The organism is Pseudomonas donghuensis, from assembly GCF_000259195.1.
In the GTDB taxonomy this organism is placed as follows: Bacteria; Pseudomonadota; Gammaproteobacteria; order Pseudomonadales; family Pseudomonadaceae; genus Aquipseudomonas; species Aquipseudomonas donghuensis.
In genome coordinates, this window is record NZ_JH650768.1 from 78,940 (window position 1) to 95,780 (window position 16,841).

Annotated in this window: 13 protein-coding genes; 6 read left to right on the top strand and 7 right to left on the bottom strand. The window is 67.2% G+C overall.

The window, feature by feature from the left end; genetic code table 11:
• Positions 1-18: 18 nt before the first annotated feature.
• Positions 19-942: a LysR family transcriptional regulator gene (locus UW3_RS0116505; RefSeq protein WP_010223659.1), complete on the top strand. Its 924-nt coding sequence runs from the start codon at positions 19-21 to the stop codon at positions 940-942.
• On the opposite strand, the gene UW3_RS0116510 is transcribed toward UW3_RS0116505, so the two are convergent.
• Genes UW3_RS0116510 through UW3_RS0116540 form a run of 7 tightly spaced genes read right to left on the bottom strand, consistent with a single transcriptional unit; the run spans position 939 to position 9,252 of the window.
• Positions 939-2,798, bottom strand: coding sequence for an ABC transporter ATP-binding protein (locus UW3_RS0116510; protein WP_010223661.1), 1,860 nt, complete (start codon positions 2,796-2,798; stop codon positions 939-941). The genes UW3_RS0116505 and UW3_RS0116510 overlap by 4 nt on opposite strands.
• Entirely contained in the window at positions 2,795-3,613 is an 819-nt protein-coding gene (locus tag UW3_RS0116515) for an ABC transporter permease (RefSeq protein ID WP_010223664.1), read from the bottom strand. Before UW3_RS0116515 ends, UW3_RS0116510 begins: the two co-directional genes overlap by 4 nt.
• 12 nt (positions 3,614-3,625) lie before the next feature.
• Positions 3,626-4,687: an ABC transporter permease gene (locus tag UW3_RS0116520; protein WP_010223666.1), complete on the bottom strand. Its 1,062-nt coding sequence runs from the start codon at positions 4,685-4,687 to the stop codon at positions 3,626-3,628.
• Positions 4,680-6,251, bottom strand: a complete 1,572-nt coding sequence (locus tag UW3_RS0116525; protein ID WP_010223668.1) for an ABC transporter substrate-binding protein — start codon at positions 6,249-6,251, stop codon at positions 4,680-4,682. The genes UW3_RS0116520 and UW3_RS0116525 overlap by 8 nt, the downstream gene beginning before the upstream one ends.
• 10 nt (positions 6,252-6,261) lie before the next feature.
• Positions 6,262-7,437 carry an LLM class flavin-dependent oxidoreductase gene (locus UW3_RS0116530; RefSeq protein ID WP_010223670.1) on the bottom strand — a complete coding sequence of 392 codons (1,176 nt, stop codon included), beginning with the start codon at positions 7,435-7,437 and terminating at the stop codon, positions 6,262-6,264.
• A gap of 9 nt (positions 7,438-7,446) precedes the next feature.
• A complete protein-coding gene (locus tag UW3_RS0116535) occupies positions 7,447-8,181 on the bottom strand; it encodes a class II aldolase/adducin family protein (RefSeq protein WP_010223671.1) in 735 nt (244 codons plus the stop codon).
• 12 nt (positions 8,182-8,193) lie between these two features.
• Complete coding sequence (locus UW3_RS0116540) at positions 8,194-9,252, bottom strand: ABC transporter substrate-binding protein (protein WP_010223673.1); 1,059 nt, start codon at positions 9,250-9,252, stop codon at positions 8,194-8,196.
• 310 nt (positions 9,253-9,562) lie between these two features.
• On the opposite strand from UW3_RS0116540, the gene UW3_RS0116550 reads away from it, so the two are divergent.
• The 5 genes from UW3_RS0116550 (at position 9,563) to UW3_RS0116570 (ending at position 16,822) form a co-directional block, all read left to right on the top strand.
• On the top strand, positions 9,563-10,780 hold the full coding sequence (locus tag UW3_RS0116550) for an acyl-CoA dehydrogenase family protein (RefSeq protein ID WP_010223674.1): 1,218 nt from the start codon (positions 9,563-9,565) through the stop codon (positions 10,778-10,780).
• A gap of 31 nt (positions 10,781-10,811) precedes the next feature.
• A complete protein-coding gene (locus tag UW3_RS0116555; RefSeq protein WP_010223676.1) occupies positions 10,812-12,581 on the top strand; it encodes an ABC transporter ATP-binding protein in 1,770 nt (589 codons plus the stop codon).
• Positions 12,574-14,412, top strand: coding sequence for an ABC transporter ATP-binding protein (locus tag UW3_RS0116560; protein WP_010223678.1), 1,839 nt, complete (start codon positions 12,574-12,576; stop codon positions 14,410-14,412). The genes UW3_RS0116555 and UW3_RS0116560 overlap by 8 nt, the downstream gene beginning before the upstream one ends.
• 202 nt (positions 14,413-14,614) lie before the next feature.
• Positions 14,615-15,769: an LLM class flavin-dependent oxidoreductase gene (locus UW3_RS0116565; RefSeq protein WP_010223680.1), complete on the top strand. Its 1,155-nt coding sequence runs from the start codon at positions 14,615-14,617 to the stop codon at positions 15,767-15,769.
• A 12-nt stretch (positions 15,770-15,781) separates the two neighbouring features.
• Positions 15,782-16,822 (top strand): ABC transporter substrate-binding protein, encoded by a 1,041-nt coding sequence (locus tag UW3_RS0116570; protein ID WP_010223682.1) that lies wholly within the window; start codon positions 15,782-15,784, stop codon positions 16,820-16,822.
• The last annotated feature ends 19 nt before the right edge of the window (positions 16,823-16,841 follow it).

Sequence of the window (16,841 nt, forward strand, 5' to 3'; positions counted from 1 at the left end):
CCTACCGAGGTAGCCCCGATGGACCCGTTCGACAGTCGCCAGGCCGATGAGCTTGCCACCCTCCTGGCGCTGTTCGAGCAAGGCTCGTTTGCCGCCGCCGGGCGCACGCTGCAGCGCCACCCGTCGGTGCTGTCCAAGCGCCTGGGTGCGCTGGAGCAGCGCTTAGGGATTCGCCTGGTCGAGCGCACCACCCGCCAGTTGCGCTTTACCGATGAAGGCGCACGGCTGGTGGAGCGCCTGCGCCAGGCCGCAAACCTGATCAGCGAGGCCGAACGCGAAGCAGCCCAGGGCGCTACGCAGATTCGCGGGCGGCTGCGCATCGCCCTGCCCTCGTCGATGGGCCGGCTGTGGCTGAGCCCGATGCTCGCCGAGTTTGCCCTGGCGTTTCCCGAGGTACAGCTTGAGACCGAATACGCCGAACGCTTTGTCGATATCGTCGCCGAAGGCTTCGATGCCGCAATCCGTATTGGCGAGCTGGCCGACAGCCGGCTGGTGGCGCGCAAGCTCTGTGAGCATCGGCGTATCCTCTGCGCGGCGCCGGCCTACCTGCAACAACACGGCCAGCCGCAAACACCGACCGACCTCGCCCGCCATAACTGCCTGGGTTTTACCGGGCTGCGCTCGTACCCCGAATGGCGCCTGGCAGGCTTTGGCCAGCAGCAGACGGTAAAAGTACGCGGTTCGCTGGTCAGTAACGACAACGAAGCGCTACTGGCCGCCGCGCGCGCCGGGGTCGGCATCCTCGCCGGCGGTGACTGGCTGATGCAGCACGACCTGGACAGCGGCCGCCTGCTGCCGGTGCTGCCCGACTGGCAACTCGATAGCGACGCCGGCATCTACTTCGTGCGCCCCGGCGCCCGCTACAACAGCGCCGCGACCCTCGCCTTCAAGCAGTGGATCGAGGCGCGTTTTGCCAACGGCGCGCCCTGGCGCCGCCGCTAAAGCGCTGCTGCCAATCTCGGCGTATGGGCCAGCAGGCTCTGGGTGTAGCGGTCTACCGGCCGGTCCAGCACCTGATCCACCGGGCCTTGCTCGACGATGCGCCCTTGCTTGATCACCACCACCCGGTCGGCAATCGCCCGCACCACGCCCAGGTCGTGGGTGACGAACACCAGGGTCATGCCCTCGCCTTGCAGTTGCTTGAGCAGGGCCAGGATCGCCGCCTGGACTGAAACGTCCAACGCCGAGGTCACCTCATCGCAAATCAGCACGCTCGGCTCGCACACCAACGCGCGGGCAATCGCCACCCGCTGGCGCTCGCCGCCGGACAGCTGGTGGGGGTACTTGTCGGCGACCGTGACCGGCAAGGCCACCCGTTGCAGCGCCGCCTCGATACGCGCCCGGCAGGCCTGGCCCTTGAGCTTGAAGAAGTGCTCCAGCGGTGCCTGCAGACATTGGCCAACAGTCTGCCGGGGGTTCAAGGCCCGGTACGGGTTCTGGAAGATGTACTGGATGCGATGGCGGGTAGCGCTGGGACGTTGCCGGGCCAGCAGGCTCAGCGCCTGGCCATCGAAGCGCAGCTCACCCGTAGCGTTGTCGCCCAGGCCTGCCAGGGTACGGGCCAGGCTGGTCTTGCCCGAGCCAGACTCGCCGACCACCGCCAGGCACTCCCCCGCCTGTACGTCCAGGGCCAGGTCGAACAGCACCGGCCGGTCGTAGGTCAGGTTGAGGTTGCTGATCGCCATTAACGGTGCCTGATCCGCCCGCGTCGCCCGTACCTGCGGCGCCGCTGTCGGCGCCAGCGCCTCAAGCTGCGGATGCAGGCAAGCGACCTGTTGCCGGGCCTCAAGCGTTTGCAAACCCGGCTCCCCCTGCTCGCAGGCCGCCGTACGCCGAGGGCAGCGTGGTGCGAAAGCACAACCGTTGGGGCGCTGGCCCGGTGCCGGGGCATGGCCCGGGATCGCCTGCAGCGGGTGCTGGCGGGCAACGTCCGGGATCGCCGCCAGCAACCCCAGGGTATAGGGATGGCTGGGGCGGGCGAACAACCGTTCGCGGCTGGCCATTTCGACGATGCGTCCGGCGTACAGGACCAGCACCCGGTCGACCAGGTCCTTGATCACCGCCAGGTCGTGGGACACGTACACCGCCGCCACGCCCTGCTCTTTGCACAGCCGGCGCAGGGTTTGCAGGATGTGCGCCTGGGTGCTGACGTCCAGGGCCGTGGTCGGTTCGTCGAGCACGATCAGGCGTGGCCGCAGGACGAACGCCAGGGCGAGCATCACCCGCTGCTGCTGGCCGCCGGACAGTTGATGAGGGAAGCGCTGCAGAAACTGCGCGTCGCCCGGCAGGCCGACGTCGACCAGGGTCTGTTGCAGGCGCTGTTGCTGCGCGGCTTTTGGCAACTGCGGTTCATGGGCGTGCAGGGTTTCCAGCAGCAAAGGGCCGATGCGCAGGGCCGGGTTCAGGGCTTGCGCCGGGTCCTGGGCGACATAGCCGATCAGCCCGCCACGGGCCTGGCGCAGGGGCTCGCCGTGCAGCTCAAGGAGGCTGACGTCGGCAACCTGGATATGCCCTGCGGCGATGCGCGCACCGCGCCGGGCATGGGCCAGCAAAGCGGTGGCCAGGGTGGTCTTGCCCGAGCCGGACTCGCCGACCAGGCCGAGGATTTCGCCAGAGGCCAGGGTGAAGTTGATGTGGTCGATGATGTCGGCGCTTGTGTTGAGTTCAACCCGCAGGTTTTGCACCTGCAGGGCCGGCCTCTCGCGGGTCAAGCCCGCTCCCACAGGGTTCGGTGCATGCAGTTCCACTGTGGGAGCGGGCTTGACCCGCGATGGGGCCAGTGGGGCATATGAGTTCATCGACGTTCTCCCGCGCTATGCCGGGCAATGCCTTCGGCGAAGATATTGGTGCCGTAGGCGAACACCCCGATCAGCAACGCCGGGGCCAACACCGCCCAGGGCTGGACCAGCAGGCCGGCCTGGTTTTCGTTGATCATCAGGCCCCAGTCGGCGGCCGGAGGCGCTACGCCGTAACCGAGATAGCTCAGCCCCGAGAGCATGCCGATGCCCCAGGTGAGCATGTTGCCAAAGTGCACCAGCAACGGCGTCAGCACATTGGGCAATATCTCGCGCAAGAGGATGCGCGTGCGCGAAAAACCCATCATCTGCGCCGCCTCGACGAACTCCTGGCTGGCCACCGCCACCGCGCTGCCACGGGCCAGGCGGATCACCCCGGGGGTGAAGGCGATGGCCACGGTGAGCACGATCAACCACGGCGCCCGGCCAAGCATCGAGACAATCAACAGCACCAGGATCAAGTCGGGAAACGCCAGCCAGACATCCGCCAGCCACGTGATCGCCTGGTCCAGGCGCTGGCGCGACAAACCGGCCAGCAGCCCCAGCACGGTACCGACGATCAAGGCGATGGCCGCTGCCGCCAGCGACATCCACAAAATCGACAAACCGCCATTGAGCAACCGTGACAGCACGTCATGACCAAGAAAATCATGGCCCAGCGGCGCGTCACTGGCCGGAGTACCGTAGACACCGCCAACCATGTCGGTGGGCGCATGGGGGGCCAGCCAGGGGCCGAACAGGGCGAGGAGGACGATGGCCAGGGTCACCAGGGCGCCGCGGCGAATCTGTGGCTCACGCCACCAGCGTGCATAGAACATGGGCTATTCCTTTCAAGGGGCTTTGGCCGCCGGGCGCCGCCACCAGCTCTGGATGCCGCGGCGGTTGCGCTGGATCAGGGTGGCGCGGCGGGCGGTGCGCAGTTTCGGGGTGAGCAGAACGGTAAGCAGGTCAGCCACCAGGTTGATCAGCACCACCCCGAGGGTGATGACCAGCACCACGCCCTGCACCAGCGGCAGGTCGCGCATCTGGATCGCGCTATTGAGCTGGGTGCCGATCCCCGGGTAGCTGAAGATCACCTCGGCCAGCAACGCACCGCCAATCAGGGTGCGCAGGGTCAGGGCCACGCCCTGGATCGCCGGCACCAGGGCATTGGGCAAGGTGTGGCGCCAGACGATGCGCCATTCGGCGATACCGCGCAGGCGCGCCGCGCTGACGTAGTCCGAGTCCAGCGCTTCGATCATCGAGGCGCGGACCATGCGTGCCAGGTACGGCAGCGACGACAGGCTCAGGGCGAAGATCGGCAGCAACAGGTACTCAAGCTGCTGCCACAGGGCCTTGTCCGGGTCGAGGATCGACACCGCCGGCAGCAGATTGACCTGGGGCATGGAGAACAGCAGCACCAGGCCGATGGCCAGCAGAAAGCCTGGCGTGGCCTTGAGGAAAATCAGCGCCGACAGGCCAAAGCGGTCCAGGCGGCTGTCGCGGCGCAAGGCCAGGCTGACACCGATGCTCAAGGCCAGCGGCACCACCAGCACCAGCACCCCGGCCAGCAGCGCCAGGGTATTGCTGAAGCGGCTGAAGATGATCGAGGCTACCGGCTGGTTGGAGTCCAGGGAAATCCCCAGGTCAGCGCGCAGCACCTGGCCGAGCCAGCTGAAGTACTGCACCAGGATCGGCCGGTTCAGGCCCAATTGCTCGCGCAGGGTCAGCACGCTTTCCAGCGGTGCCTCGGGGCCGAGAATGACCCGCGCCGGGTCCGAAGGCAGCGCCTGGGTGGCGATGAACACCACCAGGCTGATGACCCAGGCGGTGAGCAGGCCGTAGCCCAGGCGGCCGATGAACCACGGCAGCCAGGCCGGGAGTCGGGAGGTTCGTGCGCACGGTTCAGGCATGGTTCAACCACAGGCTGTCAAAACGCCAGGAGGCGAAGGTGGTCTGTTCGCCGTGCAGGCCGCCAACCTTGCTGGAGGCGGCATCGAGCACGTCGGTAAAGCCCCAGATCAGCAAGCCGCCGCGCTGGTGCTGGATGGCCTGGGCCTCATGTACCAGTTGCTTGCGCCGCTCAAGGTCGGGCTGGCCGAGGGCCTGGGTGAACAGCTCGGAGAAACGCTCATCGCGAAAATTGCTGCGGTTGTAGATCGCCAGCGGCGCGTCGTTGTGCAGGCCGGTGGCAAGAAAGCCACGGGCTGGCGTGGAGCCTGGCGACATCAGCCACTGTTCTTTTTGCGGGCCGTTGAACACCGAGCTGTCCACCGGCGTGACCTTGACTTCGACCCCGGCCTTCTTCGCCTGCTGGGCGAACACCAGGGCGGCGTTGACTTCGTTGGCAGTGGTGGTCAGCTCGACGCGCAGGTCGCTGGCGCCGGCCTGGCGCAGCAGCGAGCGGGCCTGGTCGAGGTCGTGGCCGCGCTGGGCGATGGCGTGGTTGTAGGTCGGGTCCTGCGGTGAGTACAGGTCGTTGGCGATGCGCCCGAAGCCATTGAGGCCACGGCCGATCAGCTCCTGACGATCAGCCAGCAGGCGGAAGGCCTGGCGTACCCGTTCGTCCTGGAACGGCGCCTTGGCGGTGTTGAGGTTAAAGCCACTGAACGAAGTGGTCGGCGACACCACCAGTTGCAGCCGCGGGTCGGCCTTGATCAAGGCGCTGTGCTCGGCCTGCACGCCGCTGGCAACGTCGATCTGCCCGGCGCGCAACGCCGCGACCCGCGACACCTGGTCCTTGAATTCAATGATCTCCAGCTCATCGGCATACGGCTGGTTGGGTTTGAAGTAATTCTCGAAACGGCTGAACAGCGCGCGCTGGCCCGGCACGAAGCTTTTCAGCCGGTACGGCCCAGCCCCCACCGGGTTGCTCACCGGGTGGTAATCGGTCGGCACGATGCCGCCGAAGGCGATCAGGGTTTCATCCAGCGGGAAGAAGCTGCGGCCCTGCTTGAAGCGGATCTCGATGGTGCGCTCATCGAGCTTGCGCAGGGCCTGACGGTCGATGGCGCCGACCAGCCCGGCAAACGGCGAAGCCAGTTTCGGGTCGGTCAGGCGCAGGATCGAGAACAGCATGTCGTCGGCAGTGATGCTCTTGCCATGGTGGAACTCCAGGCCCGGCTTGATGCGGATGGTCCAGGCGCTGGCATCGGCGTTGGGCTCGGCAAACTCGGCCAGGCCCAGGCGCGTGCTGACGTCGTCGTTCCACTCCCAGAACTTGCTGTACAGCGCCCAGCCGCGAATGATCCCGCCGCCAGACGGCTTGTGCGCATCGAGGTTGCCGGCCTGGTCGCCGTCGATGATGCCGACCCGCAGGCGCCCACCGCGCACCGGCTGGGTGGGGCGGCTGATGGCACCGACCACGGCAGGCTCACCGCCGCCGCAGCCGCTGAGCAGGCTGGAGCCTAGCAACAGGCCGCCACCGACGGCCAGGCTGTTGCCGAGGAACACCCGGCGGGAAAATTCGTTTGGCATGGGCAACTCCTTAAGCCGGTTCGGCAACCGTGCGCGCACTCAGGCGCGGAATGTCGAAACCGTGGTCCAGGTCCAGCAAGGGGAACAGCAGGTCGGCGACCCGGTGGGCTTCATCGATCAGCGGGAAGCCCGAGAGAATGAACGCCGAGGTGCCCTGGGCTTGGTACTCGCGAATCCGTTCGGCCACCTGCTCGGCGCTGCCGACCAGATAGGTGCCGGCCGCAGGGCCGAGGATGTTGAAGCCGAACAGGCTCGGGCCGGTCCAGACGTTGGGGTAGATCTCAAGCTCCCGCGCGCTGGGCAGGCGGCCGTCGCGGATACTTTGCACATTGCGCTGGATCTGCGGGTTGTCGCTGGTGAAAGTGTCCAGCGTTTGCCCTGGCGGCAACTGGCGCTCGATGGCGGCGCGGGCGGTGGCCAGCGAGGTCTGTTGCAGCAGCTTTTCGGCGTGGGCCCAGGCCTCTTCTTCGGTTTCGCGGACGATAATCTGCAGGCGCGTGCCGAAGGTCAGTTCGCGGCCGATCTTCGCCGCCTCCGCCGCCACCCGGCGGAACTTGTCGCCAAGCTTTGGCGGAGTGTCGGCAAAACTCAGGTAGACATCGAGCAGTTGCACCGAATGGGCAACCCCCGGGCCCGAGGTACCTGCGCCCCACAGCGGAACGCTTGCGCGTTTTGGCGGATGCCAGCCTCCGAGCGGGTGGCGCGCCGCCGCAGCCGGGCGCGGCGCCAGCTTGACGTACTGACCGTCGAAGCCTGCGGTTTCACCGGCGTAGATGCTCTGGAAGGCGCGCCAGTATTCCAGGCTGAACTGGTAGCGCTCATCGTGCGGATAGTGCACACCGAGGGGGGCCAGGCCGGCATCGCTGCCGTTGACCACGTTGAACAACAGGCGGCCGTTGGAAAACTCATCGAAGGTCAGCGCCCACTTGGCCAACACCGCCGGCGACAGCTCGCCCGGGTGCTGGGCGACCAGAAAGCGCAAGCGCTCGGTGGCGTCGATCAGCGCGGCGGCCACCGCCAGGCTTTCATTGGGGCTCGAGCCCAGCAGCGAGCCGTAGTAGCCGAGGCGATCGCTGGCCACCGCCAGTTGCTTGAGGTGGGCAAAATCGGTCTTCCAGCGCCCCTGGGCTTCCCATGGATAAGGGCCGTCGGGGCTGGTCAGGTACCAGAGAATCTTGACTGCCATGGTCTTTCCTCAGGCGCGAATGCGGTCGGTGGCGGGAATCAGGCCCAGCTCGTTGGCCTTGTCGATCAGCTTGCTCATCTTCCATTGCTGGGTGAGCACGCCCGGGCCGAAGGGCCGCGAGCCACCGATGGCTTCGGCCAGCAGTTGCAGTTGCGCGCCCTCCTCCAGCAGCACGATGAACTCGGCGGTGGCGCGCAGGCCGTGCTGCCCCCAGACCGTGGCGCCGCCGTTGGCTTCGAGGATGGCCGGGGTGAACGGGTTCTCGACCAGGCGTTCGAGGATGAAATCGACCTCGTCCTGGCGCCGGTCGATGTAGGTTGGCAGCTCGCGGGCCAGCTGGAAGCGCTGCACCGGCACATAGTTGAACGGCAAGGTGCGCTGGGTCTGGGCCCAGGCCCCCAGGTACGGCGAGTGCACATGGGACACCGTGGTGATCTGCGCCTGCTCGCGGAACAGCTTGGCGTATCGGCCCAGGCCGCCCTTGCCCTGGCCATGCACCAGGTTGCCGGCCAGGTCGCTGACCGTGGCCTGCAGCGGTTTGCGGTACTCCCACGGCCCCGGGTAGTTGACCGACACCAGCAGCTCGCGGCCCGGTACCCGCTCGATAAAGCCGACGGTGCCGTTGGCGGTGATGGTGTTGGTTTCGCGGAACACGGTGAAGGCCTGCTCGGCCTCGTTGATCACCTGCTCGATGAAGGTTTTCAGTTCGGCATCGATCAGGTGGTCGCTGGTCAGTACAGTCATGGCAATGCTCCTTTAAGCGCGGGCGCGGCGTTCGGCCAGCAATTGTTGGGCGGCTTGCAGTGGACGCGGGTCGACCCAGTCGGCCAGGGCAAAATCGGCTTCGAGAAAGCCGTGCAGGTTGAGGAAGGTTTTCTGGATGTCGAGGTAGGCCAGGCGCTCGGCCGAAAGGTCCGGGGCCAGGGTGGTATGGAAGTCGCCGCGGTAGGCTTGATCGACGCCTTCGGCACCGGCGCGGGTTTCGTCCTGAAGGATGCGCAGCAGGCCGGCGCGGTTATCGCGGGCCCAGTCGGCGGCGCGCAGGGTCTGGGCGAGAAAGCGCACCACCAGCTCGAAGTGATCGTCGAGCAGGCTCTGGTGCACGGTGATCGGCCGTGGCGTGCCGTTGTTGATGCGCAAGCGTGGGTCTTCGATCTGGTCCAGGTCGATACCCACCACCAGGCCCAGGCGCCGGGCAGCGTCGGCGGCGGCAGCGCCCTTGACGTAGACCGCATCGACCTCGCCGCGCACCAGGTAATCCAGGCCCGACCACAGGCGCTGCAACCCCTGCTGCGGGGTCGGTGCATCGTCCTGGGAGTGCAGCGCCACTTCCACCAGCTGGACATCATCGAAGCTCAGCCCGGCCAGGCTCAGGGCACCTTTGTAGCCGTGCAGGCTCATGGCCCGGGCGATGCTGCCGGGGCGGTTGGCGCCCCAGGCCGGCAGAGCCAGGCGCTTGCCCTTGAGGTCAGCGGCGCTGCGAATGCCTGAGTCGGGGCGAACCAGGATGGTCTGCCACTCCTCGATCCAGGTCAGGCCGATCAGGCGGCTCGGCGCACCGGCGGCGCGGGCGGCCAAGGCCGGGACATTACCGCCCTCGCGAAACAGCCCGGGCAGTTGGTGATCGTAGTGGTGATGGCCCAGTTGCCGGGCTTCCTGCAGGGTGTGTACCGGCAGGCCGTCGGCGGCGAATTCTTCCGTGAGCCAGCCCAGGGTATAGGCGATGCCGGAAGCGGTCGGCACCGGGCAGCGGGTAAACCAGAGTTGCTCAAGCGAAGTTGCGGTAGGCAGCGGCAAGGTGGCGGCGATTGTCATGGGCATGCTCCATCAAGCGGATCGAATCGGCCAGGTGGCCTTTGCCTGAGGTATTGCAGCGCCCGTGCCAACTCGGCAAGGCCCTGATTTCATTGAACTTTGCCCTTTGTCAAAGGCATCGACTGCTGATCTGCCAGCAGTTGTGCCGCAGCCTTGCTGCTGCCAGAGCAACAATCACCCGCCGATTGCTGCTCCAGCAACACCCGGCCTTGGCAAACGCTGCGCAAGCCTTGCTGCGCGGGGCTTTGCCGCCAATGGCACAGAACCTGCTCAAGGCCCTGGGTACCTGTTCATTCAAGGAAGCCCTATCGTGAGTACCCTGCCCCGTCGCCTGCACAGCCCCGCCCAGGCCATCGCCGCGGCCCATGAGATTGCCGAGGCCATCGCCGCCCTCGCCGCCGACCCGTTGCTCAACCGCGAACTGCCCCGGCGCCAGGCGCAGTTGCTGTCCGACAGCGGCATCACCGCCATCGGTGTACCCGCAGCGCTGGGTGGCCTGGGCGCGTCGGTAGAAACCATCGTTGAAACCGTGCGCATCATCTCCCGCGCCGACGGCGGCGTCGGCCAGTTACTGCAGATTCACAACGTGATGCTGCGCGGCGTGCTCAGCGGCTACCCGGACGAGGTGCGCGACGGCGTGGTCAGCGACGTGCTGGCCGGCAAGCGCCTGGGCAATGCCCTGGCCGAGGTCGGCGGCAAGAACAAGTTCGCCCTCAAGACCCGGGTCGAGCGCCGCGCCGATGGCAAGCTGATCCTCAACGGCAGCAAGTTCTACTCCACCGGCGCCTACCTGGCCGAGTGGATCTCGCTGACCGCCGCCAGCGATGACGGCGGCGCCGGGGTGCTGCTACAGCGCGACACGCCCGGCCTGACCCTGGTCGACGACTGGGACGCCTTCGGCCAGAACAATTCGGTCAGCGGCACGGTGATCTTCGACAACATCGAACTGGACGAGCGCTACGTACTGCGTCGCCAGGGCCCGATGAAGCGCACCGGCCTGACCTTCCCGCAGATCCTCCACGCCGCCATCGACACCGGCATCGCCGCCGGCGCCTTGCAGGCCGGCATCGACTACCTCAACCAGCACGCCCGGCCGTGGGTCGAGAGTGAGGTGGAACGGGCCAGTGACGAGCCGCATATCATCCGCCAGATCGGCGAGTACGCAGTGGCCCTGCGCGCGGCCGAATCGTTGCTGCGCGACGCCGCGCGAACCTTCGACGCCCATGAGCGGGAGCCGGACAACAAGGCCCTGGAAGACGAGCTGATCCTCTCGGTGGCTACCGCCCGCGCCCATGCCGATGGTGCTTCGCTGAAAATCTCCAGCGACATCTTCTCGCTGCTCGGTGCCAGTTCATCCTTGAGCAAGTGGAACCTCGACCGTTTCTGGCGCAACGCCCGCGTACACACCACCCACGACCCGATCCGCTGGCGCCTGCACCACGTCGGCAACTACTACCTCAACGGTATCGACCCGGGCGAATACACCGCCATCCTCACTGCCAAGCAAAAGGCCGGCGCCAGCCGCTGAGCACACACTTTCCTTCTGCCGCGAGTCCTTCATGAGCCCTCGACACCCGCTGCTGCGCAGCCTGGCGATCTACCGCGAAATGCCCTGGCGTTTCGCTCTGGTCGCCGGGCTGTTCGTTTCCATCAACCTCGGGCTGGTCGGGCAGCAATGGCTGATCGGCCACGCCCTCAACGAGGTCAGCGCCGGCACGGCGGTGCAGCGCCTGGCCGATGATAGCCTCGACAGCCAGCGCGCCTGGCGCTGGTTCTGGCTGATCCTCGGCGTGGCCCTCGGCCGGGCGCTGTTGCAGTACGCCGCCGCCATCGGCTCGCTGATCCTCGGCCAGGCATTGCTGACGCGCCTGCGCGAACGCCTGCTCGAACAGGTGTTGCGCCTGCACCTGGGCTATCACTGGCAGCATGGCATGGGCGAGATGGTCACCCGCACCACTCGCGATGCCGACAAGGTTCGCGATGCGCTGGTGAGCTTCTGGCGGCAATTGATCGAAACGCCGTTGGTGGTGCTGGCCACCGTCGGCCTGCTGGCCTGGTACGACCCGTTGCTGGCTCTCGGGCCGTTGCTGCTGACGGTGCTCGGGGTGTGGATTTTCGTCCTGCAGACCGAGCGCCTGGTGAGCCTCGACCGCGCGGTCGGCGCCGCCTACGACCGGGTCAACCAGGACCTGGCCGAAGGCATTGGCTCGGTGCGGGTGATCAAGTCGTTCGGCCTGCAGGCCCAGCGCATCGCCGGCTTCGAGCGCCAGGTTGTGCAGTTCAGCGCCCTGGCCCGCCAGGCCCTGGCCTACGCCAGCTCGCGGATACCGCTGCCGCAGGCGGTGGTGGCGCTGGGGCATGTGTGGATACTAGTGATGGGTGCACGATTGGTCGCAGAAGGCCGGATCGGCATTGGCGAACTGGTGACCTCGCTGCTGATCGCCACCACCCTGGTGTTTCGCATCGAAGGCATTGGCCGGGTGATGCAGACCTTCGCCGACGCCCGCGCCTCGGCCGGGCGTATCTGGCAGTTGCTGGATGCGCCGGCGCTGATTGTCGGCGGTAGTCAGCGCTTGCCCGAGGGGCCGTTAGGGCTGAGGCTCGAAGACGTCAGCGTGGCCGCCCCCGGCGGTGGCCAGGCGATCCTGCGCCACTGCGCCTTCGAGCTGGCACCCGGTGAAACCGTCGCCCTGGTCGGCGCTACCGGCACCGGCAAGAGCCTGCTGGCCAGCCTGTTGCCTCGCCTGACCGATGCTGCCGGAGGCCGTGTGCTGCTCGGCAACGCGCAATCCGGCTGGCAGGACATTCGCGACCTGGACCTGAGCGACCTGCGCCGGCGCGTGCATGTACTGCCCCAGGAGAGCTTCCTGTTTGCCGACAGCCTCGCCGCCAACCTGCGCCTGAGCGCCCCCGGCGCCAGCGGCCAGCAACTGCTCCAGGCCCTGCACCAGGCCGCCGCCGAGGATATCCTCGAACGCTTGCCCGATGGCCTCGACAGCCCGCTCGGCGATCGCGGCGTGACCCTCTCCGGCGGCCAGCGCCAGCGCTTGTGCCTGGCCCGGGCATTGCTCGCCGCGCCCGCCATTCTCTGCCTGGACGACGCCACCAGCGCCCTCGACGCGCACAGCGAAGGCCGAGTGCTGGACAACCTGCGCCGGCAACCACAGGCCACTACCCTGCTGTTGATCGCCAGCAAGGTTTCCACCGTGCAACGCGCCGACCGCGTGCTGCTGCTCGACAATGGCGCCATCGCCGACAGCGGTACCCACGCGCAACTGCTGCAACGCAACCCGACCTACCGTGACCTGCTGGGGATCGACCATGGCTAAGCCACTGCCGGGCAACGCCCTGAGCGATATCGAAATCGAAGAACTGCTGGCCAAAAAAGCCCTCGACCGCAGCATGTTCCAGCGCCTGCTGCCGTTGCTGCGGCCGGTGCGCAAGCAGATCGCCTGGGTGATTGGCCTGGAGCTGGTGCTGGTGTTCACCGTGTTCCTGCGCCCTTGGTTCGTCCGTGAACTGCTCGACCGCGGCCTGATCCACGACGGCAACCGCTGGCTGCTCGCCCAGCCACTGGTGCTATGGCTGGGGTTGGGGCTTACGGCCAGTTGGCTGGGGCGTTTTCTACTTGCCGGGGTGTCGCAGTACATTGCCGGCAGCGCCGCCATCGGCGTGCTCAACCAGTTGCGGGTGCGGGTGTTTGCCCATGTCCAGGCCTTGAGCGTCGGCTACTTCGATCGCACCCGCGCCGGGCGCATCATTTCCCGCGCCGACCGCGACGTCGATGCCCTGGAGCCGCTGCTGATCCAGGGCCCGCCGGAGCTGCTCGGCGCCCTGCTGCGCTGTAGCCTGGCGGCCGTGATGCTGTGGCTGATCGAACCGCTGTTCTTCTTCAGCCTGATCGGTAGCGTGCCCTTGCTGCTGGCGGCGACCTGGGCCTTCAAGCGCATCGCCCAGCGCAACTGGGCCAAGGTCGCCGAACAGCGCAGCCGCTTTACCGCGCACCTGGTCGAGAGCGTCAGCGGCGTTCGCCTGTTGCAGCAGACCGGCCAGCAAGCGCCGAACCTGGCGCGCTACCAGCAGTTGCTGCACGCCTTCAACAACGCGCTGATCGTCGGCAGTTTGCGCTCGGGCTGGTTCGCGCCCTTTACCGCCCTGCTCACCGCCGCCGGCATGGCGGTGCTGGTGCTGGTCGGCGGCTACAGCCTGGCCGCGGGCACCGTCACAGTCGGCCAGGTGGGCGAGAGCCTGTTCTACGTGATGCTGTTCCTCGGGCCATTGCAAGAGCTGACCGACCTGTTCGAACGCTACGCGACCGGTTCCGCCTCGGCCCAACGGATCTTCCTGTTGCTCGACACGGCGCCGCAGATCCTCGACCCGCTTACCCCGGTTGACCTGCCCCGGGCCCGTGGCGAGGTGCATTTTCAACAGGTGCAGTTTGCCTACCTGCCACAGCCGGCCCGGCCGGTGATCGACGGCCTGGACCTGCGCATTCATGCCGGTGAAGTGCTGGCGATCGTCGGCCCGTCCGGGCATGGCAAAAGTACCCTGGTGCAGTTGCTCACGCGCTTCTACGAAGTCGACCGGGGCGCAGTGACCCTCGATGGCGTCGATATCCGCCAGCTCAGCCAGCAACAGTTGCGCCGCCATGTGGGTGTGGTGCTGCAGGACAACGTACTGTTCAACGGCAGCATTCTCGACAACCTGCGCCTGGCCGCACCGGATGCCGAGGATCAAACCCTGATTGCTGCGGTGCGCGAGCTGGGTGCCGACGAGGTGCTGGAGCGCCTGCCCCATCGCTACGACACCCAGGTCGGGCCGCTGGGCAGCCACCTGAGCCAGGGCCAGCGCCAGCTGGTGTGCCTGGTGCGGGCGTACCTGGCCGACCCGGCGGTGCTGGTGCTGGACGAGGCCACCTCGGCGGTCGACGTGCACACCGAGCGGCGCATCCAGCGGGCACTGCGGCGGCTGTGCGAGGGGCGCACGGCGATCATCATCGCCCACCGCCTGGCGACCATCCGCGATGCCGACCGGATCGTGCTGATTCGCGAGGGCAGGCTGGTGGAGCAAGGGCCGCATCAGCAGTTGTTGGCCAGGAGTGGCGAATATGCGGCGTTGTACCGGCGCTATCAGCATGGTGCTGAACTGCAAGCTAGTTGAGGGCCTTTTCGCGGGGCAAGCCCGCTCCCACAGCCTGTGGGAGCGGGCTTGCCAGCGATGCTGTTGTGCTGCAACCGCCGCAGCCACTGCTGACCCGCTGCTGCCCTGGCAACACCCCTGCCCTCAACCCCCTGTAATTCCGGGCCCGCGCGGCGTGGCATGGGCGTTGCACCAGTGTCCTCACATTCACCGAGGAACAGCCATGAGCACCGAATTCTTCTGGCGTCTGCCCCTGGGCACCGACGGCCCGCAACTGAGCACCGACAAGCACAACCGCGGCAGCTTCAGCCACACGCCCGGGCATATCGCCCCCGGCCTGCTGCAGGACGGCAGCGCCGACGGTTTCACCTACATCGACTACATCGCCCAGGTGGCCAAGGCCGCGGAACTTGCAGGCTTCGAAGGCGCGCTGTTGCCCACCGGCCCCGAGCCGTGGATCGCCGCCGCGGCCCTGGCCCGGGAAACCCGCCGGCTGCGCTTTCTGATCGCCTTCCAGGCCACCTGGACCCTGCCCGCCTACGCCGCCCAGCAGGCGGCGATCCTCCAGCACCTGAGCCACGGGCGCCTGGACTGGAACATCATCACCGGCGGCAACCCGGCCAGCCAGCGCGCCCAGGGTGACTTTCTCGACCACGACCAACGCTATAAGCGTACCGGCGAGTTCCTCGACATCATCCAGGGTTTGTGGAGCAACGAGCGCTTCTCTTACGACGGCGACATCTACCGCCTGGAAAACGGCGCACTGCCGCCGCACCTGGGTAACGAACGCAAGCCAGGGGTGTACTTCTCCGGCTTCTCCGAGCCGGCACTAGAAGTCGCCGCCCGCCACGCCGACGTGTACCTGAACTGGGCCGAGCCGGTTGAGCAGCTCAAGCCGCACATCGAGCGGGTACGTGAGCTTGCCGACAAGCAAGGGCGCACGGTGCGCTTCGGTCTGCGGGTCGACCTGTTCGCGCGTGAAACCGAAGAAGCCGCCTGGCGCGACCTGCGCCGTCAGTTCGACAAGCTCGGAGGCAAGCCCAGCGCCGTCTCCACGGCCTTCACCAGCGCCAGCGACTCGGTCGGCGGTGCACGGCAAACCGCCTATCACCAGAACATCCAGCGCTTCGACGACCTGATCATCGGTCCCAACCTCTGGGCCGGATTCGCCAAGGCCAAGCCTGGGCCGACCGTGGGCCTGGTGGGCAGCCACGAGCACATTGCCGAGCGCCTGGCCGAGTACCGCGACGCCGGCTTTTCGACCTTCATCCTGGCCGGCAACCCGCACCTGGAAGAAGCCCTGCGCATCGGCCAAGAGGTGCTGCCGCTGGTGCGTCAGGCGCCGCCCGCCGCCCTGCCCCTGACCGCTACTGCCTGACCGGAGCCTGACATGAGCACACCCCTCGATACCCTCTGGTACACCCGCTGCCCGGTGCCCACGGGGCTGGGCATCGCCGTGCAGCAAGGCTGGTTACAGGACAGCCTGCGCAGCCTCGGCACCCAGGTGCAGTCGATCCGCGAGGCCGACGATGCTGCTGTGCGCGAGTCGCACTTCGATCACAGCCTGCGCCATTCGGTGCGCCATGGCGGCAGCATCCCGGCGATCTGGGCCCGCGCCCAAGGCCGTGCCACGCGCCTGATCGGGCTGTCCTGGGCCGATGAAGCGCAGTTGATCCTGACCCGCGCCGACAGCGGCATTCACAGCATCCAGCAGCTGGCTGGCAAGCGTTTCGGCTTGCCCGACCGCGCCCGCGCGCAGATCGACTTCACCCGCGCCCAGGCCCTGCGCGGGCTGGAAAACGCGCTGAAACTCGAAGGCTTGCAGGTCGGCGACTTGCAGCTGGTCAACTTCCGCTACGACAGCGGTTTCAGTGACAGCCCGGTGCGCGTTGTTGCCGGCAGCAGCGTGACCAGCAGTGAAGAAGCGCGCAATCTGGAATTGATCGGCCTGCTGCGCGGTGACGTCGATGCGATCTTTCTCAAGGGCGCCAGCGCCGTGCAGCAGGCCCATGATTTCGGTCTGCGCACATTACTGGACATCGGCGCCCACCCCGACCCGCTGATGCGCAGCAACAACGGCACGCCGCGCACCCTGACGGTCGACCAGGCGCTGCTCGACCAGCACCTGCCCGTCGCCACCCGGGTGCTCGACAGCGTGCTGCGCGCCGAAGCCTGGGCTCACCAGCACCCGGAGCAGACCCGCCGCTACCTGGCCCTGGAAACCAACAGCAGCGAGTACTGGGTCAGCCGCGCCTACGGCGAAGACGCCCACAAGCGCCTGCACACCGCCCTCGACGAACAGGCCATCGCCGCCCTGCAGGACTTCATTGCCTTCCTGCAGCGCTGGCGCTTTATCCGCACGGCGTTCGATGTGCGCCAATGGATCGACCGCCGCCCCATGGATGGGCTGCAGACCACACTGGCCGGCTAACCGGCCACTCTACAAGGAC